General features: G+C 70.7%; 30 protein-coding genes. 19 read left to right on the forward strand and 11 right to left on the reverse strand.

The window, feature by feature from the left end; all coding sequences use genetic code 11:
- Window positions 1-171: 171 nt before the first annotated feature.
- From AC3ANR_RS12170 to adk, 6 genes are all read left to right on the forward strand, one after another.
- Complete coding sequence (locus tag AC3ANR_RS12170) at window positions 172-801, forward strand: MotA/TolQ/ExbB proton channel family protein (RefSeq protein ID WP_488288374.1); 630 nt, start codon at window positions 172-174, stop codon at window positions 799-801.
- A 28-nt stretch (window positions 802-829) separates the two neighbouring features.
- Window positions 830-1,258: an ExbD/TolR family protein gene (locus tag AC3ANR_RS12175; protein WP_488288375.1), complete on the forward strand. Its 429-nt coding sequence runs from the start codon at window positions 830-832 to the stop codon at window positions 1,256-1,258.
- Between the two features lie 5 nt (window positions 1,259-1,263).
- Entirely contained in the window at window positions 1,264-2,262 is a 999-nt protein-coding gene (gene lpxK / locus AC3ANR_RS12180; RefSeq protein WP_488288376.1) for a tetraacyldisaccharide 4'-kinase, read from the forward strand.
- Complete coding sequence (locus AC3ANR_RS12185; RefSeq protein WP_488288377.1) at window positions 2,243-2,449, forward strand: Trm112 family protein; 207 nt, start codon at window positions 2,243-2,245, stop codon at window positions 2,447-2,449. The genes lpxK and AC3ANR_RS12185 overlap by 20 nt, the downstream gene beginning before the upstream one ends.
- A complete protein-coding gene (gene kdsB / locus AC3ANR_RS12190; protein WP_488288378.1) occupies window positions 2,449-3,213 on the forward strand; it encodes a 3-deoxy-manno-octulosonate cytidylyltransferase in 765 nt (254 codons plus the stop codon). The genes AC3ANR_RS12185 and kdsB overlap by 1 nt, the downstream gene beginning before the upstream one ends.
- Before the next feature lie 108 nt (window positions 3,214-3,321).
- Window positions 3,322-3,978: an adenylate kinase gene (adk, locus tag AC3ANR_RS12195; RefSeq protein ID WP_488288379.1), complete on the forward strand. Its 657-nt coding sequence runs from the start codon at window positions 3,322-3,324 to the stop codon at window positions 3,976-3,978.
- A gap of 9 nt (window positions 3,979-3,987) precedes the next feature.
- Here adk and AC3ANR_RS12200 read toward each other — a convergent pair whose 3' ends face one another.
- The gene (locus tag AC3ANR_RS12200; protein WP_488288380.1) at window positions 3,988-4,923 is read right to left on the reverse strand and encodes an asparaginase; all 936 of its coding nucleotides are present in this window, start codon (window positions 4,921-4,923) and stop codon (window positions 3,988-3,990) included.
- Between the two features lie 72 nt (window positions 4,924-4,995).
- On the opposite strand from AC3ANR_RS12200, the gene lexA reads away from it, so the two are divergent.
- Entirely contained in the window at window positions 4,996-5,670 is a 675-nt protein-coding gene (lexA, locus tag AC3ANR_RS12205; RefSeq protein ID WP_488288381.1) for a transcriptional repressor LexA, read from the forward strand.
- Between the two features lie 120 nt (window positions 5,671-5,790).
- Window positions 5,791-6,105 carry a hypothetical protein gene (locus tag AC3ANR_RS12210; RefSeq protein WP_488288382.1) on the forward strand — a complete coding sequence of 105 codons (315 nt, stop codon included), beginning with the start codon at window positions 5,791-5,793 and terminating at the stop codon, window positions 6,103-6,105.
- Window positions 6,106-6,145: 40 nt separating this feature from the next.
- Here AC3ANR_RS12210 and AC3ANR_RS12215 read toward each other — a convergent pair whose 3' ends face one another.
- Window positions 6,146-6,661 carry a DUF1993 domain-containing protein gene (locus AC3ANR_RS12215; protein WP_488288383.1) on the reverse strand — a complete coding sequence of 172 codons (516 nt, stop codon included), beginning with the start codon at window positions 6,659-6,661 and terminating at the stop codon, window positions 6,146-6,148.
- A 96-nt stretch (window positions 6,662-6,757) separates the two neighbouring features.
- Between AC3ANR_RS12215 and AC3ANR_RS12220 the strand changes: the two genes are divergently transcribed.
- Window positions 6,758-7,765: a D-2-hydroxyacid dehydrogenase family protein gene (locus tag AC3ANR_RS12220; RefSeq protein ID WP_488288384.1), complete on the forward strand. Its 1,008-nt coding sequence runs from the start codon at window positions 6,758-6,760 to the stop codon at window positions 7,763-7,765.
- A gap of 2 nt (window positions 7,766-7,767) precedes the next feature.
- Here AC3ANR_RS12220 and AC3ANR_RS12225 read toward each other — a convergent pair whose 3' ends face one another.
- Window positions 7,768-9,798, reverse strand: coding sequence for a type IV pilus assembly protein FimV (locus AC3ANR_RS12225; RefSeq protein WP_488288385.1), 2,031 nt, complete (start codon window positions 9,796-9,798; stop codon window positions 7,768-7,770).
- 65 nt (window positions 9,799-9,863) lie between these two features.
- Between AC3ANR_RS12225 and AC3ANR_RS12230 the strand changes: the two genes are divergently transcribed.
- Entirely contained in the window at window positions 9,864-11,384 is a 1,521-nt protein-coding gene (locus AC3ANR_RS12230) for a 3-hydroxyacyl-CoA dehydrogenase (RefSeq protein ID WP_488288386.1), read from the forward strand.
- Window positions 11,385-11,397: 13 nt separating this feature from the next.
- On the opposite strand, the gene AC3ANR_RS12235 is transcribed toward AC3ANR_RS12230, so the two are convergent.
- Window positions 11,398-11,853, reverse strand: a complete 456-nt coding sequence (locus AC3ANR_RS12235; protein WP_488288387.1) for a hypothetical protein — start codon at window positions 11,851-11,853, stop codon at window positions 11,398-11,400.
- A gap of 56 nt (window positions 11,854-11,909) precedes the next feature.
- Here AC3ANR_RS12235 and AC3ANR_RS12240 point away from each other — a divergent pair, with 56 nt between their 5' ends.
- The 4 genes from AC3ANR_RS12240 (at window position 11,910) to AC3ANR_RS12255 (ending at window position 15,923) form a co-directional block, all read left to right on the forward strand.
- Window positions 11,910-12,686 (forward strand): oxepin-CoA hydrolase, alternative type, encoded by a 777-nt coding sequence (locus AC3ANR_RS12240; protein ID WP_488288388.1) that lies wholly within the window; start codon window positions 11,910-11,912, stop codon window positions 12,684-12,686.
- An 89-nt stretch (window positions 12,687-12,775) separates the two neighbouring features.
- Entirely contained in the window at window positions 12,776-13,498 is a 723-nt protein-coding gene (locus tag AC3ANR_RS12245; RefSeq protein ID WP_488288389.1) for a Crp/Fnr family transcriptional regulator, read from the forward strand.
- Window positions 13,499-13,516: 18 nt separating this feature from the next.
- Window positions 13,517-14,620: a phosphotransferase gene (locus AC3ANR_RS12250; RefSeq protein ID WP_488288390.1), complete on the forward strand. Its 1,104-nt coding sequence runs from the start codon at window positions 13,517-13,519 to the stop codon at window positions 14,618-14,620.
- A gap of 28 nt (window positions 14,621-14,648) precedes the next feature.
- Window positions 14,649-15,923 (forward strand): acyl-CoA dehydrogenase family protein, encoded by a 1,275-nt coding sequence (locus AC3ANR_RS12255; protein WP_488288391.1) that lies wholly within the window; start codon window positions 14,649-14,651, stop codon window positions 15,921-15,923.
- Between the two features lie 18 nt (window positions 15,924-15,941).
- Here AC3ANR_RS12255 and AC3ANR_RS12260 read toward each other — a convergent pair whose 3' ends face one another.
- Window positions 15,942-16,637: a hypothetical protein gene (locus AC3ANR_RS12260; RefSeq protein ID WP_488288392.1), complete on the reverse strand. Its 696-nt coding sequence runs from the start codon at window positions 16,635-16,637 to the stop codon at window positions 15,942-15,944.
- 61 nt (window positions 16,638-16,698) lie between these two features.
- Between AC3ANR_RS12260 and AC3ANR_RS12265 the strand changes: the two genes are divergently transcribed.
- Complete coding sequence (locus AC3ANR_RS12265; protein WP_488288393.1) at window positions 16,699-17,391, forward strand: glutathione S-transferase N-terminal domain-containing protein; 693 nt, start codon at window positions 16,699-16,701, stop codon at window positions 17,389-17,391.
- 14 nt (window positions 17,392-17,405) lie between these two features.
- On the opposite strand, the gene AC3ANR_RS12270 is transcribed toward AC3ANR_RS12265, so the two are convergent.
- The 5 genes from AC3ANR_RS12270 to AC3ANR_RS12290 form a co-directional block, all read right to left on the reverse strand.
- Window positions 17,406-17,696, reverse strand: a complete 291-nt coding sequence (locus AC3ANR_RS12270) for a sulfurtransferase TusA family protein (protein WP_488288394.1) — start codon at window positions 17,694-17,696, stop codon at window positions 17,406-17,408.
- Between the two features lie 28 nt (window positions 17,697-17,724).
- A complete protein-coding gene (locus AC3ANR_RS12275; protein WP_488288395.1) occupies window positions 17,725-17,925 on the reverse strand; it encodes a hypothetical protein in 201 nt (66 codons plus the stop codon).
- 144 nt (window positions 17,926-18,069) lie between these two features.
- Entirely contained in the window at window positions 18,070-19,338 is a 1,269-nt protein-coding gene (locus AC3ANR_RS12280; protein ID WP_488291799.1) for a sensor histidine kinase, read from the reverse strand.
- Complete coding sequence (locus tag AC3ANR_RS12285; RefSeq protein WP_488288396.1) at window positions 19,335-20,036, reverse strand: transporter substrate-binding domain-containing protein; 702 nt, start codon at window positions 20,034-20,036, stop codon at window positions 19,335-19,337. Before AC3ANR_RS12285 ends, AC3ANR_RS12280 begins: the two co-directional genes overlap by 4 nt.
- Window positions 20,037-20,080: 44 nt before the next feature.
- Window positions 20,081-21,964 (reverse strand): hybrid sensor histidine kinase/response regulator, encoded by a 1,884-nt coding sequence (locus AC3ANR_RS12290; protein ID WP_488288397.1) that lies wholly within the window; start codon window positions 21,962-21,964, stop codon window positions 20,081-20,083.
- A 265-nt stretch (window positions 21,965-22,229) separates the two neighbouring features.
- Between AC3ANR_RS12290 and AC3ANR_RS12295 the strand changes: the two genes are divergently transcribed.
- The 4 genes from AC3ANR_RS12295 (at window position 22,230) to AC3ANR_RS12310 (ending at window position 24,957) form a co-directional block, all read left to right on the forward strand.
- Window positions 22,230-22,580 (forward strand): hypothetical protein, encoded by a 351-nt coding sequence (locus tag AC3ANR_RS12295; protein ID WP_488288398.1) that lies wholly within the window; start codon window positions 22,230-22,232, stop codon window positions 22,578-22,580.
- Between the two features lie 175 nt (window positions 22,581-22,755).
- A complete protein-coding gene (locus AC3ANR_RS12300; protein WP_488288399.1) occupies window positions 22,756-23,694 on the forward strand; it encodes a sulfurtransferase in 939 nt (312 codons plus the stop codon).
- Window positions 23,695-23,700: 6 nt separating this feature from the next.
- On the forward strand, window positions 23,701-24,777 hold the full coding sequence (locus tag AC3ANR_RS12305) for a YeeE/YedE thiosulfate transporter family protein (protein WP_488288400.1): 1,077 nt from the start codon (window positions 23,701-23,703) through the stop codon (window positions 24,775-24,777).
- A gap of 9 nt (window positions 24,778-24,786) precedes the next feature.
- Window positions 24,787-24,957 (forward strand): hypothetical protein, encoded by a 171-nt coding sequence (locus AC3ANR_RS12310; protein ID WP_488288401.1) that lies wholly within the window; start codon window positions 24,787-24,789, stop codon window positions 24,955-24,957.
- 846 nt (window positions 24,958-25,803) lie between these two features.
- Here the strand turns inward: AC3ANR_RS12310 and AC3ANR_RS12315 are convergent.
- A complete protein-coding gene (locus AC3ANR_RS12315) occupies window positions 25,804-26,112 on the reverse strand; it encodes a hypothetical protein (RefSeq protein WP_488288402.1) in 309 nt (102 codons plus the stop codon).
- Between the last annotated feature and the right edge of the window lie 140 nt (window positions 26,113-26,252).

Raw genomic sequence — 26,252 nt, forward strand, 5'->3', positions numbered from 1 at the left:
CTGACATGTCGAAGGATTCATGCGGCGCGGCGCGCCGGCAGGCGGGGTTTTTGCACAAAGTTATCCACAATTTCTGTGGGTTGCGTCCTACGCGCGCGGGGACGGGTCCTACAGCTGTTGAGTCGCTCATAATCGCGACCACCTTCAGCATTCACCCGTCGCGGAGCCCCCTTGTTTTCGATCATACAAGCCGCAGGCTGGCCCATCTGGCCGCTGGTTGCCTGCTCCATCTTGGCGCTGGCCCTCGTCATCGAACGCTTCCTGAGCCTCAAGACGGCCCGGGTCGCGCCCCCCAAGCTGCTCGACGAAGCGCTGGCGGTCTCGCGCTCATCCGTGCCGGGGCCGGACGTGGTGACCCAGCTCGAACAGAACTCGGCCCTCGGCGAGGTGCTGGCCAGCGGGTTCCGCGCGCTGAACAGCAACCCGCGCTGCAGCGAGTCGGACCTGCGCTCCACCATGGAAGGCGCCGGCCGGACCGTCGCCCACCGCCTGGAGCGCTATCTCAGCGCACTGGCGACCATCGCCTCGGCGGCCCCGCTGCTCGGCCTCCTGGGAACGGTGATCGGCATGATCGAGATCTTCGGCTCGCAGTCGCCCGGATCCGGCGCGGGTGCCAACCCGGCGCAGCTGGCGCACGGCATCTCGGTGGCCCTCTACAACACCGCCTTCGGCTTGGTCGTCGCCATCCCGGCGCTGATCTTCTGGCGCTACTTCCGCGGCCGCGTCGACGCGTACCTGCTGACGCTGGAGCTGTCGTCGGAGCGCTTCGTGCGCCACCTCAACACCCTGCGCCGGCCCTGAGCCCGCGCCGCGCCGTCCGGAGCCCCGCATGAATTTCCGCACCCGCTCCCGCGAGGAGCCCGAGATCAACCTGATCCCGTTCATCGACGTGCTGCTGGTCGTGCTCATCTTCCTCATGCTGTCCACGACGTACAGCAAGTTCACCGAACTGCAGCTGCGCCTGCCGGTGGCCGACGCGGACGCCCAGCGCGACTACCCGCGCGAGGTCCTGGTGGGCGTGAGCAGCGACGGCCGCTACACGGTCAACCGGCAGGCCGTGGTCGGCCGCAGCCCCGACGTCGTGGCCCTGGCGCTGACCGATGCCGCCAAGGCGGGCAAGGACAGCGTGATCATCGTCAGCGCGGACGCGACGGCACCGCACCAGTCCGTCATCACGGTGCTGGAGGCGGCACGCCGGGCGGGCCTGAACCAGGTCACGTTCGCGGCCCAGTCCTCGGCCCAGGCGGCCAGCCACTGAAGCGCATGGCCGCGGCCCTGCAGCGAGCGTGGCTGCATCGCGGCCCGCTCGCGCTGCTACTCTGGCCCGTCTCGCTGCTCTACCGCGCGCTGGCTGCGGCGCATCGCGGCGCCTATGCGCTGGGCATCAAGCGCGCCGCCCCCCTGCCCCGGCCGGTCATCGTGGTCGGCAACGTCGTCGCGGGCGGCGCCGGCAAGACGCCGGTCGTGGTGGCCATCGCGGGCCACCTGCGGGCACGGGGCATCGCCTGCGGGGTGGTGTCGCGCGGCCATGGCCGCCGCTCCACCGGCTGCGTCGAAGTGACCGCCGCCAGCGACCCCGCCGAGGCCGGCGACGAGCCGCTGCTGATCGCACGGCAGTGCTGCATCCCCGTCGTCGTGGCACGCCGCCGGGCCGATGCGGTCCAGGCGCTCGTCGACCGTCATCCCGAGGTGCAGGTCGTGCTGAGCGACGACGGCCTGCAGCACCACGCGCTGGCCCGCGACCTGGAGATCGTGGTGTTCGACGAACGCGGCATCGGCAACGGCTGGCTCCTGCCCGCCGGGCCGCTGCGCGAGGCCTGGCCGCGCCGCGCCGACTTCGTCCTGCGCGTCGCCACGACCCCCGGGGTGGACGGCTTTGTCCTGGACCGCCGGCTCGACACGGTCGCGCGGCGCGCCGACGGCCGCACCGCCTCGCTGCGCGAGCTCGCGCGGCAGGGGCCGTGCTTCGCGCTCGCGGGCGTGGCACGGCCGGACGCGTTCTTCGACATGCTGCGCGCCGCGGACGTGCCGCTGGCCGGCACGCTCGCCTTGCCCGACCACCATGATTTCGCCGAGGCCCCTCCGGTGCCCGCCGGCGCCACCGTGCTGTGCACGGACAAGGATGCCGTGAAGCTCTGGCGCGTGCGGCCAGACGCGTGGGCGGTGCCGCTCGGTCTCGCGATCGATCCGGCGTTCTGGCAGGCGCTCGATCGCTGGCTGGACGCGAAGCTATCATCGACGCATGGACCCCAAACTGCTTGAGCTGCTGGTCTGCCCCGTGACCAAGGGGCACCTGGATCACGACCGCGTCCGGCAGGAACTGGTCTCGCGCAGCGCGCGCCTGGCCTATCCCATCCGCGACGGCATTCCCGTCCTGCTCGAGGAAGAGGCGCGCCCGCTCAGCGACGACGAGCTCGATCGGCTCCCCAAGCGCACGCCCCTGGTCTAGTGGCCTTCACCATCCTGATCCCGGCGCGGCTGGCCTCCACGCGGCTGCCCGACAAGCCGCTCGCCGACATCGCCGGCCGGCCGATGGTCGTGCGCGTGGCCGAGCGCGCCCGGCGGTCCGGCGCGCAGCGTGTCGTGGTGGCGGCCGACAGCGCCTCGATCCTCGACGCCTGCCGCGCCCACGGCGTCGAGGCCGTGCTTACCTCGGCGGACCATCCCTCCGGCACCGACCGCCTGGCCGAGGCAAGCATCCAGCTGGGCCTGGCCGACGGCGACACGGTCGTGAACGTGCAGGGGGACGAGCCGCTGATCGAACCCGCTCTCATCGACGCCGTCGCCCGCCTGCTGCAGGACGACACCGGCGCCGACATGGGGACGGCGGCGCACCCGATCACCGAGCTGGCGGACTTCACCAACCCGAACGTGGTGAAGGTGGTCACCGACGTGCGCGGCCTGGCCCTGACCTTCAGCCGCGCGCCCATCCCGTGGTGGCGCGACGGCTTCGCCTCGGGCATCCGCGCCCTGCCCGATCCGGCGCCGCTGCGGCACGTGGGCATCTACAGCTACCGCTGCGGATTCCTGCGCCGCTTTCCCGGCCTGCCGCAGGCGCCGATCGAGCGCCTGGAGGCGCTGGAGCAGATGCGCGCGCTCTGGCACGGCCACCGCATCGCCGTGCACGTGAGCGCATCCGCGCCCGCCGCCGGCGTCGACACGCCCGAGGATCTGGAGCGCGTGCGCCGTCTTTTCGCGGCTTCTGCGACGTAAGTTCGCGCAAGGGTCGCGTGCTATCCTCAAGCGCATGATGCGCAACGGCCCGGCGCGGGGATGACCGAGGGGCCCGCAGCGCCCGCTTTCATCCATCCGAGGACATCCATGAGACTGATCTTGCTGGGCGCACCAGGCGCGGGCAAAGGCACCCAGGCAACCTACATCTGCCAGAAGTACGGCATCCCCCAGATCTCCACGGGCGACATGCTGCGCGCGGCGGTGAAGGCGGGCACGCCGCTCGGACTGGCGGCCAAGAAGGTCATGGACTCCGGCGCGCTGGTGGGCGACGACATCATCATCGGCCTCGTGAAGGAGCGGCTCGCCCAGCCCGATTGCGCGCAGGGCTTCCTCTTCGACGGCTTCCCGCGCACGATCCCGCAGGCCGACGCCATGAAGGAAGCGGGCGTGAAGCTCGACTACGTGCTCGAGATCGACGTGCCCTTCGAGGCCATCATCGAACGCATGAGCGGCCGCCGCTCGCACCCCGGCTCCGGTCGCACCTACCACGTCAAGTTCAACCCGCCCAAGGTGGAGGGCCTGGACGACCTCACGGGCGAACCGCTGATCCAGCGCGACGACGACCGCGAGGACACCGTCAAGAAGCGACTGGAGGTCTACGCCTCGCAGACCCGGCCGCTGGTGGACTACTACGCCAACTGGGCCAAGGCCGACCCCAAGAACGCGCCGAAGTACCGCGCGATCAGCGGCATCGGCACGGTCGAGGACATCACCGCGCGCGCACTGCAGGCGCTGGCCAGCTGATCCCGGCGCTCAGGCGCGCGCCAGCTCCAGCATCAGGTCCACGCGCGCCTTCACTGGTGTGAGCAGGTGCACGGGCAGCCCGCCCGGCACACCGGCAACGATCGTTCCTTCCTGGCAGCGCGTGGCCCGCAGCACCCGCACGCCCTGCTCCATCGCGGCAACCAGCGCCTCCTCCAGGCGCTCGTGCACGGTGCCGTTGCCCGTGGCGGCCACCACCAGGCCGCGCACGCCCGCGGCCACCAGGGCCTGCACGACGCGGCCATCCGCCCCCGCCTGGCTGTGGACGATCTCCACCCAGGGCCAGTCGCCCTCGGCCGGCAGGCGCGCCGCGCCCGACGCCCCGGCCGGCGCCGGCCAGCCCCGCACCAGCCGCAGCCGGCCGTCCTCCACATGACCCAACGGGCCTTCGTCGCCCGAAGAGAAGGCATCCAGCCGGTACGGGTGCACCTTGCGCACGGCCTGCGCCGAATGCAGCCGGCCGGCGCACACGACGGTGACGCCGCCCGCGCCCGGCGTGCGCGCCACGGCCACCGCGTCGGCCAGGTTCTGCGGCCCGTCCGCCGACAGCGCGGTGGCCGGCCGCATGGCACAGGTCAGCACGACGGGCTTGCGCGCGTCCAGCACCCGCGAGAGCAGGTACGCCGTTTCCTCCAGCGTGTCCGTCCCGTGCGTGATGACGACGCCTGCCACGTCGGGCTGCGCCAGCCAGTGCGCACAGCGGCGCACGAGTGCGCCCCACACCGCCGGCCCCATGTCCTTGCTGTCCACCTGCGCGACCTGCTCGGCCTCGATGCGCAGGCCGTGCAACGCCGGCAGGCTGCCCAGCAGGTCCGCCACGGCCACCTGGCCGGCGCGGTAGCCGACATGGTCCTGCGCCGAGGCCGCGGCGCCCGCGATGGTCCCTCCGGTGCCGAGAACAACGATCCGATCGGGTGTCACTTGCACTCTTTCACGAAACTGGTTAAAAATACAGGTACTGGATGGGCAGCCAGTTGGCCGCCCCAAGGAGCCACCGCCATGATCGAGACGCCCAAGCTCACCGCACGGCAGCAACAGATTCTGGACCTGATCCAGGCCGCGATCGCCCGCACGGGCGCGCCGCCCACCCGTGCCGAGATCGCCGCCGAGCTGGGCTTCAAGTCCGCCAACGCGGCCGAGGAGCACCTGCAGGCCCTGGCGCGCAAGGGCGTCATCGAACTGGTGAGCGGCACCTCGCGCGGCATCCGCCTCAAGAGCGACACGCTGCGCTCCATCCACGAGTCACGCTTCAAGCAGTTCCCCCTTCCGCTGCAGAGCCTGGCGCAGCTCGCGCTGCCGCTCGTGGGGCGCGTCGCCGCGGGCTCGCCCATCCTCGCGCAGGAGCACGTCGACCAGACGTACTACGTCGAGAGCAGCCTGTTCCAGCGCCGCCCCGACTACCTGCTCAAGGTGCGCGGCATGTCGATGCGCGACGCCGGCATCATGGACGGCGACCTGCTCGCCGTGCAGTCCACCCGGGAAGCCAAGAACGGCCAGATCGTGGTGGCGCGCCTGGGCGACGAAGTCACCGTCAAGCGCTTCCGGCGCAACAAGCACCTGATCGAGCTGCATGCCGAGAACCCCGACTACCCCACCATCGTCGTGGAGCCGGGCGAGCCGTTCGAGATCGAAGGCCTCGCGGTCGGCCTGATCCGCAACACCATGCTCATGTGAGCCCCGCCGGGCGGCGGCAGGTGGCGGGCGTATGGCGCGAGGCGCCATCACCCTGCACCGACCCGGCATCGCATCCGAATCTCGCCTGTGTTCCGAACCTGAAGTTCAAGGAGAGACGACATGGGAATGATCTGCACGCTGGCCGGACTGGTGCAACCGTTGCGGCACTGGCTGCGCCCGCTCGCGCGCTGGGCGCGCGCAACGCGCCAGCCGGCGCATGCGCCGGCACTGCGCACCGGGCTGCACACGCTGGCCGGTCACGGCCAGGTGGCCTGGCCGGCCGGGCAACACCACGCCCGCCCGGTTCGCGTGCTGCGCATCGTCGAAGCCGCGCACCCGCGCAGCACGGCGGGCCGGATGGTGATCTCCGGCCGCATGGCCGACGTGTGCGCCGAGCTCGACCGGCTTGCCGCGCTGGAGGCCGCCACCGCCTGACGGCGCGCCGCGGCGCCACCACGCCGGCGCCCCATCGGGTTCACTGCGAGGCGCCGGCCAGGTAATCGGCCTTGCCCAGCTCAACGCCGTTGTGGCGCAGGATCGCGTACGCCATGCTGACGTGGAAGAAGAAGTTGGGCAGCACCCAGTGCTTGAGGTACGCCTCGCCCTTCATCGTCCGCGTGGACTCGCGGCCCACCGGGAACGTGATCTCCTTGTCCTCGGTGCCGTCCAGCTTGCCGGCAGGCACCGTCTCCAGCCAGGCGAGCGTCTTGCCGATGCGGGCCTTGAGCTCATCGACCGTGGTCTCGTTGTCCTCGAACCGGGGCGCCTCGACGCCGGACAGGCGGGCGACACCGTTCTTGGCCGAGTCGCAGGCGATCTGGATCTGGCGCGTGAACGGCAGCATGTCGGGCGCCAGGCGGTCCGCCGCCAGCACCTGCGGGTCGAACTTGCGGGCCTGCGCGTGGGCCAGCCCCTTGTCCAGGATGTGGCTGAGGTTGCCCAGCATCGTGCGGAAGATCGGCAGGCTGGCCGACGACATCGAAATCGCCATGGGGGAAGTCTCCTTGCGGTTCAGCTGATCGGGAAAGGCGTGAATGCTACCGGCTGCGCGGCCGATGCGCCGCCGGGCGCAGGGCACAATCCCGCCATGAACATCGTGATCCTCGACGATTACCAGGATGCCGTGCGCAAGCTGCGCTGCGCGGCCAGGCTCGAGGCCTATCCCGCCAAGGTGTACACCAACACGGTCAAGGGCATCGGCCAGCTCTCGGTGCGGCTGCGCGACGCCGACGTCATCGTCCTGATCCGCGAGCGCACCCACATCACGCGCCAGCTGCTGGAAAAGCTGCCGCGGCTCAAGCTGATCTCGCAGACGGGGCGCGCCGGATCGCACATCGACGTCGACGCCTGCACCGAGCGCGGCATCGTGGTCACCGAAGGCGCCGGATCGCCGGTCGCCCCGGCGGAACTGACCTGGGCCCTGATCATGGCGTCCATGCGGCGCCTGCCGCAGTACATCCAGACCCTCAAACACGGCGGCTGGCAGCAGTCGGGCATGAAGTCGGCCTCCATGCCCGCCAACTTCGGGCTCGGCATGGTGCTGCGGGGCAAGACGCTGGGCATCTGGGGCTACGGCAAGATCGGCCAGCTGGTGGCGAACTACGGGCGGGCCTTCGGCATGCGGGTGCTGGTGTGGGGCCGCGAGGGCTCGCGCTCGCGCGCGCAGGCCGACGGCCACATCGCCGCCGAGAGCCGCGAACAGCTGTTCAGCGAAAGCGACGTGCTCAGCCTGCACGTGCGGCTCAATGCCGAGACCGCCGGCCTGGTGCGGCTGGAGGACTTCGGCCGCATGAAGCCCACCGCCCTGTTCGTCAACACCTCACGCGCCGAGCTGGTCGAGCCCGACGCGCTGCTGGCCGCGCTCAATCGCGGCCGGCCCGGCATGGCCGCCGTCGACGTGTTCGAGAGCGAGCCGATCCTGCAGGGCCACGCGCTGCTGCGGCTGGAGAACTGCATCTGCACGCCGCACATCGGGTACGTCGAGCAGGAGAGCTACGAGATGTACTTCGGCGACGCCTTCGACAACGTCGTGAACTTCATCGAGGGCCACCCCACGAACGTGGTCAACCCCGCCGCGCTGCAAGTGCGGCGCTGAGGCTAGTCGCTGCCGCGCACCGGCACCATCCCGGTGTCGATGTCCGGCAGGTCGAAGTCCAGCAGGTGGCCGTCGGCGGGCGCCTCGGCGGCGCCGAAGCTGCCAGCAACCGCCACGGGCTCGTCCAGGTTCACATCCAGTGCCGCGTGGCCGGTGGCCGGCGGCCCGTCCAGGTCCGCCATTCCGGTGGACAGCGGATGGATCGAGGTGTGCGAGAAGCCCGGCGCGCCGAAGTCGGCGTGGGCGCCCGACACCGGGTTCGAATCCTGGAATCCCGAGCGCGGCGCATCACCGCCCGCCAGCACCTGCTGGCCGATGTGGTGCAGCAGCAGCAGCTCGCGGTAGGCCTGCAGGCTGAAGGCCTGCGAGCCGTCCTTGCTCGGCCCGCGGAAGATGGACTCCTCGATGACGTCGAGCACCCGGCGCGCGGGCCACAGCGCCACGATGCGCGCCATGGCGTTGTCGTACGCCTCGATGCCGGCGTTCTCCAGGCTGTAGGCATCGAACTCGGGCACGTCGGCATTGAAGCGGCGCTGGAACTCGCTGCGCACCCAGTCGAACTCCTCGCGGCGCCCCAGCTTGTGGTAGATCTCCACCAGGTCGAGCCAGGCCACCGCGCTGGTCTCGGGGTTGGCCTGGATGTGGCTGCGCAGCACGTCGATGGCGCGGTCGTACTCGCCCAGCGACGAGAAGAAGTCGGCCTCCTGCTGCACGTCGTGCAGTTCCTCGGCCTTGAGCGCCCGGCTGCCGGCCTGGCTGGGCTGGAAGTCGCCGTCCGTGCGCGCCGAGACATGCAGCGGATTGAGCGGGGCGCGCACCGTGGGGGGTTGCGGCGGCTCGACCGGCGGGGCGTCCGGCCGGGCCTGGGCCGCGGCTTCGTCGGAGCGGGCTGGCACGCTGGCGGGCTCGGCCACGAGGCCCGGACGCGGCGCCGGGCGAACCCGGGCCTCCTCCACCACCGCGGCGGCCGCGGAACGCGAGCGCGCCGGCTCGGTCTCGCGCGGGTCGCGCCACCAGTCGTGCGCCATGGCATCGCGGACGGCCGCGGCGCGGCGCCAGAAGAACAGCATCAGCCCTGCCATCGCCAGCACCAGGGCGATGAGCACGTAGACAAGCGGGTTGGCGTAGCGCTCGGACTCCGCCCGGGCCAGTTGCGCCTGCAGCTGCAGCATCGCGGCGTCGTTGCGCTGCAGGAACTGGCGCATCTCGCGCAGGTCGCGCTCGATGGCCTGCATGCGCGCGGCCTGGCGCAGCGCTTCCTCGGACGGCGCGCTCGGTTCGGCAAGGCCCAGCGGAGCGTCGAGCTTGAGCTGGTCGCGGCCGCCGGCTGCGGCTCGGGCAACAGCGGTCGGGCCCGGGGCCACCTGGGCGGGCTTCGCCGCGCTGGCGGCCGGCCGCGGCGCGGCAGCGGCGGGCGGGACCGGCGACTTGGCATGCGGCGCAGCCTTCGGACCGGTCGCCGCGGGCTGGCGGCGCGGGGCGGGCTTGGTGACGGTGGTGCCGGTGGTGCCGGCGACGTCGGCGGACGGCGCCCGGACCGCCGGCAGGCCGCGACTGAGCGACAGGTTCAGCGGCGCGGCATTGACGGCGGATTCGGCCGCCTCGGCCCGTGACGTGGCCGCGGCGGATGCGGGCAGCGGCCGCGAGGTGTCGGCCGCGGGATCGGGTTCGGCCAGCAGCACGATGCGGCGGGTGAAGCGGTTGCCGCATCCGAGCTGCAGGTACACGGTGATGACCGGCTCGTTGACGGCGGACCCCGAGCGCACGCGCACCGAGGGACCCCGGGGGCCGGATTGCAGTTCGGCGGAGACGCTGCCCGGCGCCACGCGCAAGTCGCCGTAGAACACGTCGGCCTCGACGCACTCCGGGACCGTGTCGCCCGCGCCTTCGAGCACGATGGGAATGGCGAGGTCGAGCGGACGTCCGATCAGCGCCGGTCCCTGGGCCCGGCCGACCGTGGCGGCCTGGCCAGCCACCGCAAGGCAGGCCATGAGGCCGACGGCGGCGTGGCGAGACGACCGGATGAGCTTCATGGCCGCGCCATTCTTGCACAGCAAGCGCGCCGTGGCACCCGTTTTCGGTGCCGGATAATCCCTCGATGCAAACAGTGTTCGACATCGTCGGCGTCGTCGGCGCCGGCGCGATGGGCCGGGGCATCGCCCAGATCGCGGCCCAGGCGGGCTCCCTCGTGCGGCTGTACGACACCCAGCCCGAGGCCATCCAGCGTGCGGTCCGGGACATCGGCGCCCAGTGGGACCGCCTGCAGGACAAAGGGCGGATGGACGAGGCCGCCGTGCAGGCCTGCAAGTCGCGGCTGCAGCCGGCCGGCGCGCTGGCCGACCTCGCCGGCTGCAAGCTCGTGGTCGAGGCCGTGGTCGAGCGCCTGGACGTCAAGCGCGACCTGTTCCGCCAGCTCGAGGACGTCGTCGGCCCGGACGCCGTGCTGGCCACCAACACCTCCTCCCTGTCGGTGACCGCCATCGCCGCCGACATGCAGCGGCCGGGGCGCTGCGCCGGCTACCACTTCTTCAACCCGGTGCCCCTGATGAAGGTGGTGGAAGTCATCGCCGGCCTGCGGACCGACCCGGCCGTGTGCGAGGCGCTCGCCGCCTATGCCAAGCAGATGGGCCACACCCCCGTGCAGGCGCAGGACACGCCCGGCTTCATCGTCAACCATGCGGGCCGCGGCTACGGCACCGAGGCCCTGCGGATCGCCGGCGAAGGCGTGGCGGACTTCGCCACCATCGACCGCATCCTCAAGGACCAGGCGGGCTTCAAGCTCGGGCCGTTCGAGCTGCTGGACCTGACGGCGCTGGACGTGTCGCACCCGGTGATGGAGTCCATCTACCGCCAGTACTACGACGAGCCGCGCTACCGCCCGAGCGTCATCACTGCGCAGCGCCTGGCCGGCGGGCTGGTCGGGCGCAAGTCCGGCGAAGGCTTCTACCGCTACGTGGACGGCAAGGCCCAGGTCCCGGCGGAGCCGCCGGCACCGAAGGTCGACGAACTGCCCCCCGTGTGGGTCTCCACCCGGGCCGCGCGCCGGCAGGAGCTGTACCAGCTGCTCAAGGACCTCGGCGCGCGCATCGAGACCGGCCAGTCGCCCTCGCTCGCCGCCCTCACCCTCGTCGCGCCCCTGGGCTTCGACGTCACGACCGTGGCCGTGGTGGAGCGGCTCGACCCGGCGCGCACCGTCGGGATCGACATGCTGATCGAGGACGCCGCCACCCGCCGCCGCGTGCTCGCCACCAACCCGGCCACGCGCGCCGACATGCGCGATGCCGCGCACGCCCTCTTCTCGCGCGACGGCAAGCCGGTCAGCGTGATCCGCGACTCGGCCGGCTTCGTCACGCAGCGCGTGGTGGCCGCCATCGTGAACATCGCCTCCGACATCTGCCAGCAGCGCATCTGCAGCCCGCAGGACCTGGAGACCGCCGTCACCCTGGGCCTGGGCTATCCCATGGGTCCGCTGGCGATGGGCAACCGCTGGGGCCCGGCGAACGTGCTCGAGGTGCTGTTCAACATGCAGACCGTGTACGGCGACCCGCGCTACCGCCCCAGCCCGTGGCTGCGCCGCCGCGGGGCGATCGGCCTGTCGCTGCTGCAGGAAGAAAGCTGAGCCGCCCGGCGCTTCACGCGTCCGGCTCGAGCCGCTGCGGCTGGCGGCTCGCGGGGGCCTGACGCGAGCGCCACCAGAACGCCGCCGCGCCGGCCGCCAGCGCGGCCAGCAACAGCACCAGCGCCACGACCAGCGGATTCGCGTGCCGCTCGGCCCGGGCCTGCGCCAGCCGGCGCTCCAGGTCGGCGGTGGCCTGCTGCTGCCGGCGCGCGGCATCCAGCGCCTCGAGCAACTCGCGCTCGCGCGTCTCGCGCGCCTGGCGCAGCGCCTCGACCGGTTGCTGCGTCAATTCGGTGAAGCTGGGGTGGGCCGGACCGCGTGCGGGCGTCTCCTGCGCCGGCGGCAAAGCCAGCGACGGACTCAGCCGCAGCGTGGGCGAGCCGACATCGACCGGTTCCGCCGCGGCGGCCGCGAGCGCCGCGGCCGCGAAGCCGAGGACGGGAAGGCGCGCGATCCGGACGAGCCGCATGGGCGCGCATTGTGCCCGCCCGGGGCGGCACCGGCCGGGCTTGCTATCCTCCCCGCATGCCGGCTGAACTCAAAAGCACGTCCCAGGGCGGCACCATGGTGCTGACCATCAGCAATCCCGAGCTGCGCAATGCGCTCGGCCCGGAGATGTACGCCGCCGGCGTCGAGGCGTTGAACGCCGCCGAGGGCAACCCCGAGGTGGGCAGCGTGGTGATCACCGGCGAAGGCGGCATGTTCTGCGCCGGCGGCAACCTGCAGCGCCTGCAGGCCAACCGCCAGCAGCCGCCCGAGGTGCAGGCGCAGAGCATCGAGGGCCTGCACGACTGGATCGAGACGATCCGCAGTTTCCCCAAGCCCGTGATCGCCGCGGTCGAAGGGCCCGCGGCCGGCGCGGGCTTCTCCCTCGCCCTCGCATGCGACCTGGTCGTGGCCGCCTCCGACGCGGTGTTCGTCATGGCCTACAGCTCGGTTGCCCTGTCGCCCGACGGTGGCGCCACCTGGTCGCTGGGCCGGGCGCTGCCGCGCCAGCTCGCCAGCGAGCTGCTGCTGGCCGGCGAGCGCATCGGCGCGGAGCGGCTGCACGCGCTGGGCATCGTCAACCGCGTCGTGGCGCCGGGCACCGCGCTGGTCGAGGCGCTGGCCCTGGGCGGCCGGCTCAACGAGCGCGCGCCCAATGCGCTGGCCAGCATCAAGGAACTGCTCAACGACGCGGGAGCCGCCAGCCTGCACGACCACCTGGCGTCCGAACGCGACCATTTCGTGCGCAACCTCCACCATCCGAATGCCGGCATCGGCATCTCGGCCTTCCTGGCCAAGCAGAAGCCGCGCTACTGAGCCGGCGCATCGCCGGTGAAACCCTGACCGGGCGCCGCGTCCCGGACGCGACAATCTGCGCACGCGCGCAGTCACTGACAAGACAGCCCATGGACGAACCCATTCTTACCATCGAGGAACGCGAAGCGATCAATGGCGGGCGCTGGTTCTCGTCGCTCTCCCCCTCGCTGCGTCACGACATTCTTCGATGCGCCTACGTCAGACGGTACAAGGACGGCGAGCTGATCGCCGCACGCGGGGATCCGCCCGAGGAATGGATCGCCTGCGCCAGGGGCGCGGTGCGCGTGAGCTCGACCTCGATCTCGGGCAAGCAGATCACGCTGACCTACGTCGAGCCGGGCATCTGGTTCGGCGACGTCGCGATCTTCGACGGCGACCGCCGCACGCACGATGCGTACGCGCACGGCGAGACCACCATCCTGTGCGTGGCCAAGGCCGACTTCCGCAAGATCCTGGCCTCGCACGTCGAGCTGTACGAGGCCATGCTGCGCCTGCACGCGCGCCGCATCCGGCAGCTGTTCGGCCTGGTCGAGGACCTCAACACGCTGCCGCTGCGCGCGCGCCTGGCCAAGCAGATCGTGCACCTGGTGCGCAGCTATGGCGTGCCGTCGCTGTCCGACGGCGGCGAGATGCGCATCGGGCTGCACCTGGCGCAGGAGGAACTCGCGCAGCTGCTGGGCGCCTCGCGCCAGCGCGTCAACCAGGAACTCAAGGCGATGGAGCGCGAGGACGTGATCCGCATCGAGCCGGGCGGCCTGGTGGTGCGCAACCGCGATGCGCTGATGCGCATCGTCGATGCCGACAACTCGTGAACCGCGCCCTGGCCCGCCATGTCTGAATTCGACCATTTCGTCGGCACCCGCCCCGTCTCCGACAAGCACGCCATCGACCTCGGCGCGCTCACCGCGTGGCTGGAGCAGCACCTGCCCGGCTTTCGCGGCCCGCTCACGGTGGAGATGTTCAAGGGCGGGCAGTCCAACCCGACCTACAAGCTCAACACGCCCGGCACCAGCTACGTGATGCGCGCCAAGCCCGGCCCGGTGGCGAAGCTGCTGCCCTCGGCCCACGCGATCGAGCGCGAGTTCGCCGTGATGACCGGCCTGGCCGGCACCGACGTGCCGGTGCCCCGCATGCATTGCCTGTGCGAGGACGAGTCCGTGATCGGGCGCGCCTTCTACGTCATGGAGTTCATGCAGGGCCGCGTGCTGTGGGACCAGGCGCTGCCGGGCATGACGCCAGCCCAGCGCGGCGCCATCTACGACGAGATGAACCGCGTGATCTCGGCGCTCCACACGGTCGACTACGCGGCGCGCGGGCTGGCCGGCTACGGCAAGCCCGGCAACTATTTCGAGCGGCAGATCGGGCGCTGGAGCAAGCAGTACAAGGCCTCCACCGACGGCGCCGGCCCCATGAGCCAGCCGATCGACGCCATGGAGCGGCTGGTCGAATGGCTGCCCGCGCACATCCCGCCCGCGGCGCGCGACGCGGGCAAGGTGTCCATCGTGCACGGCGACTTCCGCCTGGACAACCTGATGTTCCACCCCACCGAGGCCCGCGTGATCGCGGTGCTCGACTGGGAGCTGTCGACGCTGGGCCACCCGCTGGCCGACTTCAGCTACCACTGCATGGCGTGGCACATCCCGCACGGCTCGTTCCGCGGCATCGGCGGCATCGACCTGGCCGGCCTGGGCATTCCGTCGGAGGACGACTACATGCGCCGCTACTGCGACCGCACCGGCCTGGCCACCGTGCAGGACCTCAAGGCCGACTGGAACTTCTACTTGGCCTACAACATGTTCCGCATCGCCGCCATCCTGCAGGGCATCGCCAAGCGGGTGGAGGCCGGCACCGCGTCCAGCGCGCAGGCCGCCGCCTCCGGCGCCAGCGCCCGCCCGATGGCCGAGCTCGCCTGGCAATTCGCCCAGCGGGCCTGACCGCACTTTCCGTCACCGAAAGGCATCCATGGATTTCGAGTACTCCCCCAAGACCCGCGAACTGCAGGCCCGGCTCCTGAAGTTCATGGATGACCACGTCTACCCGAGCGAGAAGGCCTACAAGGACGAACTCGTGGCCAACACGGCGGCCGGCAAGCGCTGGTCGCCCCTGAAGGTGATCGAGGACCTCAAGCCCAAGGCGCGCGCCGCCGGCCTGTGGAACCTGTTCCTGCCGGTCGACAGCGCCGCGGCGTCCGGCTACACCGGCGCGGGCCTGACCAACCAGGAGTACGCGCCGCTGGCCGAGATCATGGGCCGCGTGCCGTGGTCCAGCGAGGTGTTCAACTGCTCGGCGCCCGACACCGGCAACATGGAGACGCTGGCCCGCTACGGCTCCGAGGAGATCCGCGCCCGCTGGCTCAAGCCCCTGCTCGAGGGCCAGATCCGCTCCGCCTTCGCGATGACCGAGCCAGAGGTCGCCTCGTCCGACGCGACCAACATCTCGACCCGCATCGAGCGCCAGGGCGACGAGTACGTGATCAACGGCCACAAGTGGTGGATCTCCGGCGCGGGCGATCCGCGCTGCCAGGTGTTCATCACCATGGGCAAGTCGGACCCCGAGGCGCCGCGCCACTCGCAGCAGAGCATGATCGTCGTGCCGGCCGAGGCGCCGGGCATCCGCATCGTGCGGCCGCTGAACGTGTTCGGCTACGACGACGCCCCGCACGGCCACGTCGAGATGTACTTCGAGAACGTGCGCGTGCCCGCCGCCAACATGCTGCTGGGCGAAGGCCGCGGGTTCGAGATCGCCCAGGGCCGCCTCGGCCCCGGCCGCATCCACCACTGCATGCGACTGATCGGCCTGGCCGAGCGCGCGCTCGAGCTGATGTGCCGGCGCTCCCTCAGCCGCGTGGCCTTCGGCAAGTCGGTGGCGCAGCAGACCGTCACCCAGGAGCGCATCGCCGAGGCGCGCTGCAAGATCGACATGGCGCGCCTGCTCACGCTCAAGGCGGCCTGGCTGATGGACGTGGCCGGCAACAAGGTGGCCAAGACCGAGATCGCGATGATCAAGGTGGTGGCGCCCAACATGGCCTGCCAGGTGATCGACTGGGCCATGCAGGCGCACGGCGGCGGTGGCGTCAGCGACGACTTCCCGCTCGCCTCGGCCTACGCCAACGCGCGCACGCTGCGCTTCGCGGACGGCCCCGACGAAGTGCACCGCAACGCGATCGCCAAGTGGGAGCTGGGCAAGTACGGCAGCTACGGCCGTGACGCCAACGTGCCGGTCACGCGCGGCTCCTAAGCGGCCGCCGGCCGCCGGCTAGATGCGGAAGGCGCCGAGCGCGCCTTCGCAGGCGCGGGTGAACACCTCGGCGGCGTGCTGCAGGGTGGCCGGCTCGCCCGCGCCCTGCTGCATGCGCAGGTAGGCCTTGCCGCGCAGCAGCATCAGCATGAAGGGCACGCCGGCATCGGGCGCCGGCGCGGGCCAGTCGAGCAACTGCCGCACCAGCGCCGGGTCGATCCACGCGAGCGCGTGTTCGCGCTGGTCGGCCAGGATCGAGTAACGCTCCCAGAACAGGCGCGGGGCGCTCTCCCAGCCCACCTCCTCGTACACCGCGAGCCAGCGCATTTCCTCGGGCATGTTGCCGTCCACGCTGGTGCGCAGCGTGTCCGTGTGGACCGCGTACGCCTGCTTCTCGAGCGCATCCTTCAGCGGACGGTTCATCAGCAGGATGGCCACGTCGGGATGGACGCCGAGCTCGGCGCGGGCGCGCAGTTCCTCGCCCTGGATGTACTTGCGGCTCGGGCGTCCCACCTCCATCCGCCAGGGCTTGCCCGCGATCTCGCCGCGCAGCGAGAAGGCGGCGCCGGGCGACGACGAGAAGGCGAAGCCCTGCGTGGCCGCCCATTCGGAGACCGGGCCGAGGGCGCCCGGATCGGGCGGCGAGTCCGCTCGCGCGGGCGCGCGAAGGTCTTTGCTGTCACGGCCGAAGGCCTTGCGGATCTTGTCGAACATGGCGCGGCGGATTGGCCTAAAGTCGGCCGATTATCGAAGCAAAGCTGGAGAAATGGCGCCCATGATCGAAGTCTTCACCTGGCCGACGCCCAATGGCCACAAGGTCCACGTCATGCTGGAGGAATGTGGCCTGCCGTACCGCGCGATCCCGGTGAACATCGGCGCGGGCGAGCAGTTCCGGCCCGAGTTCCTGGCCATCAGCCCGAACAACAAGATCCCCGCCATCACCGACCCGGACGGGCCCGATGGCCAGCCGATCTCGCTGTTCGAGTCCGGCGCCATCCTGGTCTACCTGGCCGGCAAGACCGGCCGCTTCCTGCCGCAGGACGTGCGGGCGCGCTACGAGGTGCTGCAGTGGCTGATGTTCCAGATGGGCGGGGTCGGCCCCATGCTGGGACAGAACCACCACTTCCGCCAGTACGCGCCCGAGAAGCTGCCGTACGCCATCGAGCGCTACACCAACGAGGCCAGGCGCCTGTACGGCATCATCGATCGCCGGCTGGCGGCGAGCAAGTGGCTGGGCGGGGCCGAGTATTCGATCGCCGACATCGCCACCTGGCCGTGGCTGCGCAACTGGAAGAACCAGGGGATGGAGCTGTCCGAGCACCCGCACCTGGAGAGGTGGTTCCACGCCATCGAGGCCCGGCCCGCGGTGCAGCGCGGCGTGAATGTGCTGGCCGACCTGCGCAAGCCGATCACGGACGACAAGGCGCGCGAGGTGCTGTTCGGCAAGATGCAGTACGAGCGGCGCTGATCGCGCCGTGGCGCTCAGCGGCGCCGGAACACGTGGACGTAGGCGCCGTTGTCCTCGCGCTGCTCGAGCAGCGCATGTCCCGTCATCCGCGCGAACGCCTGGAACTCGGCGATCGTGCCGCGCTCGGTGGTCAGCACCGTGATCTCGGCGCCGGCAGGCAGCTTGTTCAGGGTGCGGTACAGGCGGATCAGGGGGATCGGGCTGGGCAGCCTGCGCATGTCCGCCACCTCGCCGGAGCGCACCGCAGGCTCCAGGCCGGACAGGCCGGAGACGAACTCCTGTTCCTCGTTGCTCAACCGTGCCATGGGGCCATTATGGCCCGCCCCCGGCACTTCAGCACTCTTCGTCGAGCAGCGATTGCGCCGTTCGCAGTGCGGCGTGCAGGGCCGGGCTGACCGCCTGGCGCTGCTCGATCTGCCCGCGCAGCAGGACCAGCGTCTCCTGGCGGTCGATCGCCCGCTGCAGGGCCGGCAGCACGGGGATCCCGGCACCGGCCGGGAGCATGGAATGCAGTGCGTCGATGGATGCGGTCATGGCCGTGCGGGGTGGAAATCGCCTGCGTGCAGTGTGGGGCGGGCCTCCAGCCCCGCCTGTCGGCGCACGGCGGGTGAGCGTGCAAGAAAACGGCACCGCCGGGCGCGATGCCGACGCGCTCGGGCCGCCGGCCGGTGACCGCGCCTACGCGTCCACGTCCGCGGCGGGGAGGCTGAAGTAGACGGTGGTCCCCTGCCCCACGGCCGACGAGGCCCACACGCGGCCACGGTGCTTGGCGAAGATCCGCTGCACGATGCTCAGGCCGATACCCGAGCCCGGGAATTCCCCTTGGCCGTGCAGGCGGGTGAACGGCTCGAACAGCCGCTGCGCGTGCGCCATGTCGAACCCGGCGCCGTTGTCCTGCACGAAGAACACCGGCGCGCCCGGCCCGGACTCGGCGCGTCCCACGACGATCCGGGGGGCCGTCGCCCGGGACGTGAACTTCCAGGCATTGCCCAGCAGGTTGTCCAGCGCCACCCGCAGCAGCCGGCTGTCGCCCGCGGCCACCAGGCCCGGCTGGATGTCCACGCGCGGCTGGTGCGACGAATTGCCGCGCAGGCCTTCGATCACTGCGGCGGCGAGCGCCGACAGGTCGCACTCGACCACATGGACGGGCTCGCCCGCCACCTTCAGCAGCGAGGCCAGGTCGTTGATCATGGTGTCCATGCGCTCGGCGGCGGCCACCGAGCGCTCCAGCAGGCCGGTCTCGCGGGCGGGAAGCCCGGGCGGCAGCCGCTCCAGGACCGCGCGCAGGAAGCCGCGGATGGCGGCGATCGGCGCCCGCAGGTCGTGCGACAGCGAGGCGCTGATCACGTGCAGGTCGCGGTTGGCCGACGCGAGCGCGGCGTTCTGCACCTCCAGGCGCCCCAGCAGCGCCAGCCGTTCGCTCTCGTCGTGCAGCACGAGATAAAGCTCCTCGACCTCGGGCACCCAGACGGCGGAATACGTGGCCGGCACGGCGCTGCCGTCCTTGCGGATGGCCACGGCCGAACTCGACAGCACGGGCTGGCCCTGCCTGACCCGCGCCAGCACCTCGAGCGCCGACTCGTGTCCCTTCGCGGGCAGCGCCTCCAGGATGCTGCGCCCGACGAGTTCCGCGGGCTCCCAGCCGAGCCGGCGCACGGACGGATTGACGCGGCGGAAGCGGTCGTCGGGGCCGAGCACGCAGATCACGTCCAGGGCGTGGTCGAACACGCGCCGGTTCACCTCGGCCAAGTCGCGCTGCGCGCGCTCGGCCAGGCTCACCCTGGCCGCGGCGCGGCGCGCCGTGTAGGCCCAGGCGAACGCGAGCGCGAGGATGAGCGCGCCTGCCGCGGCCGCGGGATAGACCCAGGGCGGAACCCGCTCGGCCTTCTGCTGCGCGAGCAGGCGCTCGAAGGCCCTGGAATAGGCCGAGTTCGGGTCGCCCTTCATCTCCAGCAAGTGCTTGTCCAGCGCGCGCAGCAGCGGGCCGTTGCGTCCCTTGGCCGCCGCGAAATGCAGCCCCCCGCCGGCCCGAAGATGATCGCGGTCTCCTGCAGCCCGTCCAAGTGCCCCGCGCCGTAGAACGGATTGGCGACGACCGCGTCGGCACGGTCCTGGCGCACGGCGTCGAACGCCGCCTCGTACGTCGGGAACGCCTGGATGCGGGCGGTGATGCCGAAGCCCCGCGCCTCCTGGCGGAAGAACCGCTCCTGCACCGACCCCGCCAGCACGGCCACGCGCTTGCCCGAGAGCTGGAGCAGGTTGCGGATCGCGCTGCCGCGGCGGACATAGACCTCGTTCCAGCTCGACAGCACCGGCTCGTCGTTGAAGTCGAAGCGCGCCTCGCGCTCGGGCGTCCTGGCCACGTCCACCATGAGGTCGAGTTCGCCGCGCGCAAGGCGCTCCAGCCCCTCCTGGAAGTTGCCCCGCACGTACTGGAACGAGTGGCCCTCCCGGCGCGCCACGGCGTCCAGGACGTCGATGTAGATGCCCGTGGGCGGCGCCCCTTCCGGGGCCGAGATCTTGGGCGGGTTGGCGTAGACGCCGACCTTGTAGGCGCCGGCCCAGGCGTGCGGGGCGAGCCACGGGACCACCGACAGCACCGCGCCGATCGCCGCCGAGCGGATCACGCGGATCATCGGGTGCATGGGCATCCGGGGCGCGAGTCGGGGGGCCGCGGCTGCGCCGTGCGTCAGCGCGTCTCCGCGATGAGGCGCAGCTTGCGCGCCAGGTCGGCCACGCGGAACGGCTTGGGCAGGAAGTCGAAGCCCTCCAGGCTGCCGGCGGGCGCCGCGTACCCCGAGGCCAGCACGATGGCCAGGTCCGGGCGCAGCTGGCGCGCCTGGCGGGCCAGTTCGACGCCGTTCATGCCCGCCATGACGACGTCGCTGAACAGGATGCGCACATCGGGCGCGCGCCGCAGGATGTCCAGCGCATCCTCGCCGGAGTTGGCCGACAGCACCTCGAAGCCCAGGGTGCGGAACATCTCAGCGGCCATGTCCAGCACTTCGGGCTGGTCGTCGACCACGAGGACCTTCTCGCTGTCCTCGGCGCGCGTGTCGTCGGCTTCCTGCGTCTCGGCGGGAAGCGCGGGGAAGTACATGGACACCGTGCTGCCCCGGCCGACCTCGGAGACGATGCGCAGGTCGCCGCCGCACTGGTGCACCATGCCGTGGACCTGGCTCAGCCCGAGCCCGGTGCCCTTGCCGGGTTCCTTGGTGGTGAAGAAGGGCTCCACCACGCGCGACACCAGCTCGGGCGATATCCCGCAGCCGGTGTCCTGCACGCCCACCACCACGTAGCGGCCCGCCAGCGATCCGAGCTCGCCGGGCTGCACGTCCGCCACGTGCGCGGACACGGTGATGCGGCCGCCGTCCGGCGTGGCGTCGCGCGCGTTGATCACCAGGTTCAGCAGCGCCGTCTCGAACTGCGTGGCGTCCAGCATGACGCGCGGCAGCTGCTCGGCCACCTGCACCTCGAACCGCAGCGTGCTGCGGCTGCCGCGCCGCAGCACGGCCTCGAACGAGGCGATCAGGCGCGCGACATCGCGCGGCTCCTGCTTCAGCGGCTGCTGGCGGGCAAAGCTGAGCAGCTGCTGGGTCAGCCCCGCGCCGCGCATCGCGGCGCCTTCCATGCTGTCCAGCAACCGCAGCGCCTCGGGATCCTTCAGGCGCTGGCGCAGCAGCGACAGGCCGTTGGTCAGCACGTTCAGCAGGTTGTTGAAGTCGTGCGCGATGCCGCCGGTGAGCTTGCCGATGGCTTCGAGCTTCTGCGACTGGAACAGGGCTTCGCGGGCCTGCTCCAGCGCGGCCTCGGTGTTGCGGCGCTCGGTGATGTCGCGGGTGATCTTGGCGAAGCCGAGCAGCTGGCCGGAGTCGCCGCGGATCGGGTCGATCACCACGTGCGCCCAGAACCGCGTGCCGCCCTTGCGCACGCGCCAGCCCTCGGCCTCGAAGCGGCCGTCCCGGGCGGCGGTCTCGAGCGCCCTGGCCGGCAGGCCGCTGGCCGCGTCCTGCGGCGTGTAGAAGCGCGAGAAGTGCGTGCCGATGACTTCGGCCTCGTCGAAGCCCTTGATGCGGCGCGCGCCGGCGTTCCAGTTGGTGATCTCGCCGCTGGGCGAGAGCATGTAGATGGCGTAGTCGGTGACGCCCTGCACGAGCATGCGGAAGCGCTCCTCGCTCTGCCGCAGCGCCTCCTGCGCGGCCCGCTTGTCGGTGATGTCGCGCGTGATCTTGGTGAAGCCGATCAGCTCGCCCGCGTGGTTGCGGATGGGATCGATGACGACGCTGGCCCAGAACCGCGTGCCGTCCTTGCGCACGCGCCAGCCCTCCGCCTCGAACTTGCCGGTCTCGCGCGCGGTCGCCAGCGCGCGCTTGGGCACGCCCGCCGCGCGGTCCTCCTCGGTGTAGAAGGTGGAGAAATGCTTGCCGATGATCTCGTGCGGCGCGTAGCCCTTAAAGCGCTGCGCGCCCAGGTTCCAGCTGACCACCTCGCCTTCGGGGGACAGCATGTAGATGGCGTAGTCGCTGACCGAGGCGATGAACAGCCTCAGTCGCTCGGCCTCGTCGGTGATCATGGGTGTTGGAACTTCTGGTGCAGTCGGCAGATGGAGCCCAGCAATTCTGTCAGCAATCGACGCGTCCGGGGGCGGGATTGCGAACCGTCGCGCAAGGCGGCCGCGGGAATCGTCACCGCCAGCGCGGTGACCTGGCGAGACCCGGCGCGTCACCTCGGAGGGTCGGGCGACTGGCGAAATCCCTAAGCGGCACGGGAAGACCTCCCACAGGACCGCCGGGGCGTGCCCCGGATACTCGCGCGGGACAACAGACCGGCGACCGACCATGGATGCGAGTGAACTCCTGCACGTGCTCTGCGCCGCCCGCTGCGAACTCGAGCTGGCGTGCGCGTCCATCCTGTCCGGGGGCCGGAGCGTGCCGGATTCCAGGATGCTGGACCTGGCGCTGCGGCTGTACCGCGAGCTGATCCCGGACTGCGAGGCTGGCCTGGTCAAGCTGGCCGACTGCCACTGGACGCTCATGTGCGCGCTGGTGTCCATGCGCGGCCACCCCCTCGCCGACGTCGATCGCGCCGACATCCGGGCGGCGAAGGCGGACTACGACCGCGCCCTGCGACCGCTTCTGCGCGACCTGGCCAGGAACTACCACCGATCGCCGCGACCGCGGTTCGACTAGGTGGGCGGGCGAGGACGAGGGCATTCGCGCAGACGACGCACGGTCTCCTGGATTTCTGATCCGGCCCGCTCGGTGGCGCCGGCCGGGCGTCGGCATATGCATATGCCAAAGCGGTCTTTGGAGCGCTGCGAAGCATTTGGAACAATACGATCAGTTCACTGACCCATGTTCCGCAATGAATAAGAAGATCCTTGCCTTTGCCGTGTCCCTGGCCGCCGCCGGCGCGGCGTTCTCGGCGCAGCCCCTGCTGACGCCGGCGGAGCTCCAGGCGCAACTGGGCCAGCCCCACGTGCGCGTGATCGACATCCGCGATGCGAAGGCCTACGGCGCCAGCCACATTCCCGGCGCCGTCAACGCGCCGTACGGCAAGTGGCGCGGTCCCGCCAGCAACCCGGGCGAACTGCCGGAGCTGCCCAAGCTGGCCGAGCTGGTGCGCTCCCTCGGCCTCACGCCGGCCACGCACGCCGTGGTGGTGTCCAGCGGCGCCAACGCCACCGACTTCGGCGCCGCCGCCCGCGTGTACTGGACGCTCAAGGTCTTGGGCCTGAAGGAGCTGTCGCTGCTCAATGGCGGCGTGAAATCGTGGGCCGATGCCAAGCTGACGCAGGACACCGCGGTCGCCCAGGTCACGCCCAGCACCTACAGCCCGCAGCTGGATGCCAGCCTGGTCGCCACCGGCGACGAGGTGCTGCAGGACGTGAACACGGGCTCGGCCGTGCTCGTCGATTCGCGTCCGAAGGAATTCTTCGAAGGCGAGACGCGCCACGCGGCGGCCAAGCTGCCGGGCACCCTGCAGGGCGCCGTCAACGTGGAATACAGTCGGTTCTTCGACGGTGAGGACAGCGGCGTGCTGCGGCCGGAGAAGGTGCGCACCGCTGCCGCCTCGCTCGACCCGAACAAGCAGGCTGTCGCCTTCTGCAACACCGGCCACTGGGCGGCCACCGACTGGTTCGCGCTCTCGGAGGTGCTGGGCCGCAAGAACGTGAAGATGTATCCGGGTTCGATGGTGAGCTGGTCGCAAGACCCGCGCGGGCTGCCGATGTCCAACGTGCCCGGCCGCGGCAAGCAGCTGATGATCGACGCCAAGCTCTGGTCCGACAAGACCTTCAAGTAATCCGCGATGAAGCGCCTTCCCCTGGCGGCCGCTCTGGCCGCCTTTTTCGTTCTGCTGCTCTGGACCGTGTCGGCCCGCCAGGCCGCCCTGTTCGCGGTGGGCATCGGTTTCGGCGCGGCACTGGCCGGCGCCCGCTTCGGCTTCACCACCGGCTGGCGCCAGCTGGTCGAACAGCGCGATCCGCGCGGCGTGTACGGCCAGCTGCTGCTGCTGGCGCTGGCGGCCGCCCTGGCCATGCCCCTGCTCGGGCACTTCGGCGAGCTCCATGCGGCGCTGGGTCCGCCCAGCATCAGCCTGCTGGTGGGCGCCTTCGTCTTCGGCCTGACGATGCAGATCGCCGACGGCTGCGGCTCGGGCACGCTGTACAAGGCCGGCCTGGGCGTGCCGCTGAACATGGCCATCCTGCCCCTGTTCGCCGTCGGCAGCTTCCTGGGTTCGCTGCAGATGCACGACTGGCTTGCCCTCGGGCAGCTGCAGCCGGTCGGCCTGGTGCAGGCCTGGGGCGCGGGCCCGGCGCTGGCGGCCACGCTGCTCGGGCTGCTGGCGATCGCGGGCGCCGTGCGCCTGTGGGTCGGGCCCGGCAAGCCGGTGTTCGAGAAGCGCTGGGTCTGGGGCGCCGTGGCACTCGCGGCCCTGGCCACCATCAACCTGCTCGTCGCGGGCCAGCCCTGGGGCGTGGTCTACGGCTTCGGCTTGTGGGCGGCCAAGGGGGCGCAGGCGCTGGGCCTGTTCGACCCGGCGCACAACGCGTTCTGGAGCGATGCGGGCAACGCGCAGCGCCTGGCCCAGACCGCGCTGCTGGACGTCACCTCCATCACCAACATCGGCCTGCTGGGCGGGGCGCTGTGGGTGTCGGCGCGCCGGCCGGCTGATGCCAGGCCCCTGACGGCAGCGCAATGGGCGATCGGCGTCGTCGCCGGCTTCGTCATGGGCTACAGCTCGCGCCTGGCCTTCGGCTGCAACGTCGGCGCGATGTTCAGCGGCATCACCACCGGCAGCGTGCACGGCTGGATCTGGGCGCCGATGGCCTTCCTGGGCACGCTGGTCGGGCTGCGCGTGCGGCGCCGCTTCGCCTTCGCGTAGGGGACGGACATGAAAGAAAAGACAAGCGCCTTGCGCTGGGCCTTCTGGGCGGCCCTCGTCGCGTTCCTCGCCTGGGACTTCGGCCGCTCGCCCGCCGTCGACCTGCGGCAGGAACCGCCACTGATCGCCGCCGGCTCGGGGCAGGTCGTCGAGGGCGGGCACTGCTCCGCGGCCAAGTAGGCAGCGTGGGCAGGCCGCTCGCTGGTGATCACGGAGCTGCGGATTTGGCCTGCCCGGAGGGTGTTGAACATCAAGTCGGAGGGCGCGTCCTTGCTAGCTCTGGCGAATGAGATCCCACGAAGTGCCGCCGTAAATACCGTCTAAATTTACGGCTGCGCCTCAGCACTCCCCCGCAGGCCTCCGCTCACGGCCTGCTGCTCCGCCATCTTTAACCTGCGCATCAGCCAGATTTCCTGGAGCAAACTCTCTGCGAGTGCAGTCGCAGCCGGCTCTGCTGCGTTCAACGGGACCCTCAGGTCTGTAGGCCGCAGGCGCGCCACGCTCGGGATGCCCGCCTGTAGTGCTTGGGTGTTCAGCAGCCGTACAAGGAAACTCTCAGTTGCTCCATCGTGTTGCAGCCCCCACTCTTTCCCCCGAACAGCTCGTTCCCGCCCAACGCGCGATTCGAGCCATCCCATCCAGAGGCTGTATTCTTATAAAGTGCGCAGAGTCGAGCGCATGCCAATGGATTCGAGAGACGGTGGATGTGGTGCAGGATTCAAGAGTGCCGGGGCCCCTTGGATGAGAGGCTGACGCGGAGCGAGAGGTCCGCTCCGGTGCAGGGTGATCTGGCCACCGCCAACGCGAGGCACTCGCTGTTGGCCACGCTGGAACGGCCAGATTCAGACCGGCGGCACAAAGTGCTCTATACGCTGTTCGACGTGCGAGTGCAGACCTTGTAAGACGGCCTAGTGATTCGCTACCAAGTCCAATGCTGACGCCCAGCCAGTTATGCGCGATGCCGCCAAGCTTGGTTCTGCGTGTCGACCATCAGGGGACTTTCGGTTCGGCGACCCCACCACTCCTCTAGCCTAAATCTTTCCACGTGCCATCCGCTTCGCAGCGATAAGTTCTCCCGTTCGCATCAATGGTGGCTCCAACGGAGTATTCCTTCCCCTCCCAATAGCAAACCACGTCGGCTGCGACAACATCGCCAACGGCAGATGAGTGCTCGCTGACTTGAAGAGCATGTTCGTATTTGCTCTTGCTAGAAATGCTTTGTGCATCGCTGTGGTTCATGGCTGTCCTTTCTTCTTCGTTACTGAGGATCTCTCTTTTACTCGCCACGCGCGAGTTTTCCAACCCAGAAGGGAAGCCTCCAAAAGTGATGAGCACCCTCGTGCTCAACGGCAGCTTGAGCGCACTTGTAGATTTCCGACCCATCCCCCCTCATTAGGATGGACGCCAGCGGACGGACGTCGTAGAAGCACCAAGCGCCTTGGTCGCGCATGGTTGCGGGGCACCAGCTTTCGCCC

It is taken from the genome of Ramlibacter sp. JJN2-2R (assembly GCF_057747835.1).

What these genes read in the sequence shown, in the direction of transcription:
- AC3ANR_RS12255 (WP_488288391.1), top strand. Translation starts at nt 14,649, where the DNA reads ATGGATTTCGAGTACTCCCCCAAGACCCGCGAACTGCAGGCCCGGCTC.
- AC3ANR_RS12175 (WP_488288375.1), top strand. Translation starts at nt 830, where the DNA reads ATGAATTTCCGCACCCGCTCCCGCGAGGAGCCCGAGATCAACCTGATC.
- AC3ANR_RS12275 (WP_488288395.1), bottom strand. Translation starts at nt 17,925, where the DNA reads ATGACCGCATCCATCGACGCACTGCATTCCATGCTCCCGGCCGGTGCC.
- AC3ANR_RS12225 (WP_488288385.1), bottom strand. Translation starts at nt 9,798, where the DNA reads ATGAAGCTCATCCGGTCGTCTCGCCACGCCGCCGTCGGCCTCATGGCC.
- AC3ANR_RS12215 (WP_488288383.1), bottom strand. Translation starts at nt 6,661, where the DNA reads ATGGCGATTTCGATGTCGTCGGCCAGCCTGCCGATCTTCCGCACGATG.
- AC3ANR_RS12265 (WP_488288393.1), top strand. Translation starts at nt 16,699, where the DNA reads ATGATCGAAGTCTTCACCTGGCCGACGCCCAATGGCCACAAGGTCCAC.
- AC3ANR_RS12285 (WP_488288396.1), bottom strand. Translation starts at nt 20,036, where the DNA reads ATGCACCCGATGATCCGCGTGATCCGCTCGGCGGCGATCGGCGCGGTG.
- AC3ANR_RS12270 (WP_488288394.1), bottom strand. Translation starts at nt 17,696, where the DNA reads ATGGCACGGTTGAGCAACGAGGAACAGGAGTTCGTCTCCGGCCTGTCC.
- AC3ANR_RS12185 (WP_488288377.1), top strand. Translation starts at nt 2,243, where the DNA reads ATGGACCCCAAACTGCTTGAGCTGCTGGTCTGCCCCGTGACCAAGGGG.
- AC3ANR_RS12245 (WP_488288389.1), top strand. Translation starts at nt 12,776, where the DNA reads ATGGACGAACCCATTCTTACCATCGAGGAACGCGAAGCGATCAATGGC.
- lpxK (WP_488288376.1), top strand. Translation starts at nt 1,264, where the DNA reads ATGGCCGCGGCCCTGCAGCGAGCGTGGCTGCATCGCGGCCCGCTCGCG.
- AC3ANR_RS12220 (WP_488288384.1), top strand. Translation starts at nt 6,758, where the DNA reads ATGAACATCGTGATCCTCGACGATTACCAGGATGCCGTGCGCAAGCTG.
- AC3ANR_RS12235 (WP_488288387.1), bottom strand. Translation starts at nt 11,853, where the DNA reads ATGCGGCTCGTCCGGATCGCGCGCCTTCCCGTCCTCGGCTTCGCGGCC.
- AC3ANR_RS12280 (WP_488291799.1), bottom strand. Translation starts at nt 19,338, where the DNA reads ATGAAGGGCGACCCGAACTCGGCCTATTCCAGGGCCTTCGAGCGCCTG.
- AC3ANR_RS12295 (WP_488288398.1), top strand. Translation starts at nt 22,230, where the DNA reads ATGGATGCGAGTGAACTCCTGCACGTGCTCTGCGCCGCCCGCTGCGAA.
- AC3ANR_RS12305 (WP_488288400.1), top strand. Translation starts at nt 23,701, where the DNA reads ATGAAGCGCCTTCCCCTGGCGGCCGCTCTGGCCGCCTTTTTCGTTCTG.
- adk (WP_488288379.1), top strand. Translation starts at nt 3,322, where the DNA reads ATGAGACTGATCTTGCTGGGCGCACCAGGCGCGGGCAAAGGCACCCAG.
- AC3ANR_RS12310 (WP_488288401.1), top strand. Translation starts at nt 24,787, where the DNA reads ATGAAAGAAAAGACAAGCGCCTTGCGCTGGGCCTTCTGGGCGGCCCTC.
- AC3ANR_RS12260 (WP_488288392.1), bottom strand. Translation starts at nt 16,637, where the DNA reads ATGTTCGACAAGATCCGCAAGGCCTTCGGCCGTGACAGCAAAGACCTT.
- AC3ANR_RS12240 (WP_488288388.1), top strand. Translation starts at nt 11,910, where the DNA reads ATGCCGGCTGAACTCAAAAGCACGTCCCAGGGCGGCACCATGGTGCTG.
- AC3ANR_RS12300 (WP_488288399.1), top strand. Translation starts at nt 22,756, where the DNA reads ATGAATAAGAAGATCCTTGCCTTTGCCGTGTCCCTGGCCGCCGCCGGC.
- lexA (WP_488288381.1), top strand. Translation starts at nt 4,996, where the DNA reads ATGATCGAGACGCCCAAGCTCACCGCACGGCAGCAACAGATTCTGGAC.
- AC3ANR_RS12230 (WP_488288386.1), top strand. Translation starts at nt 9,864, where the DNA reads ATGCAAACAGTGTTCGACATCGTCGGCGTCGTCGGCGCCGGCGCGATG.
- AC3ANR_RS12210 (WP_488288382.1), top strand. Translation starts at nt 5,791, where the DNA reads ATGGGAATGATCTGCACGCTGGCCGGACTGGTGCAACCGTTGCGGCAC.
- AC3ANR_RS12290 (WP_488288397.1), bottom strand. Translation starts at nt 21,964, where the DNA reads ATGATCACCGACGAGGCCGAGCGACTGAGGCTGTTCATCGCCTCGGTC.
- AC3ANR_RS12250 (WP_488288390.1), top strand. Translation starts at nt 13,517, where the DNA reads ATGTCTGAATTCGACCATTTCGTCGGCACCCGCCCCGTCTCCGACAAG.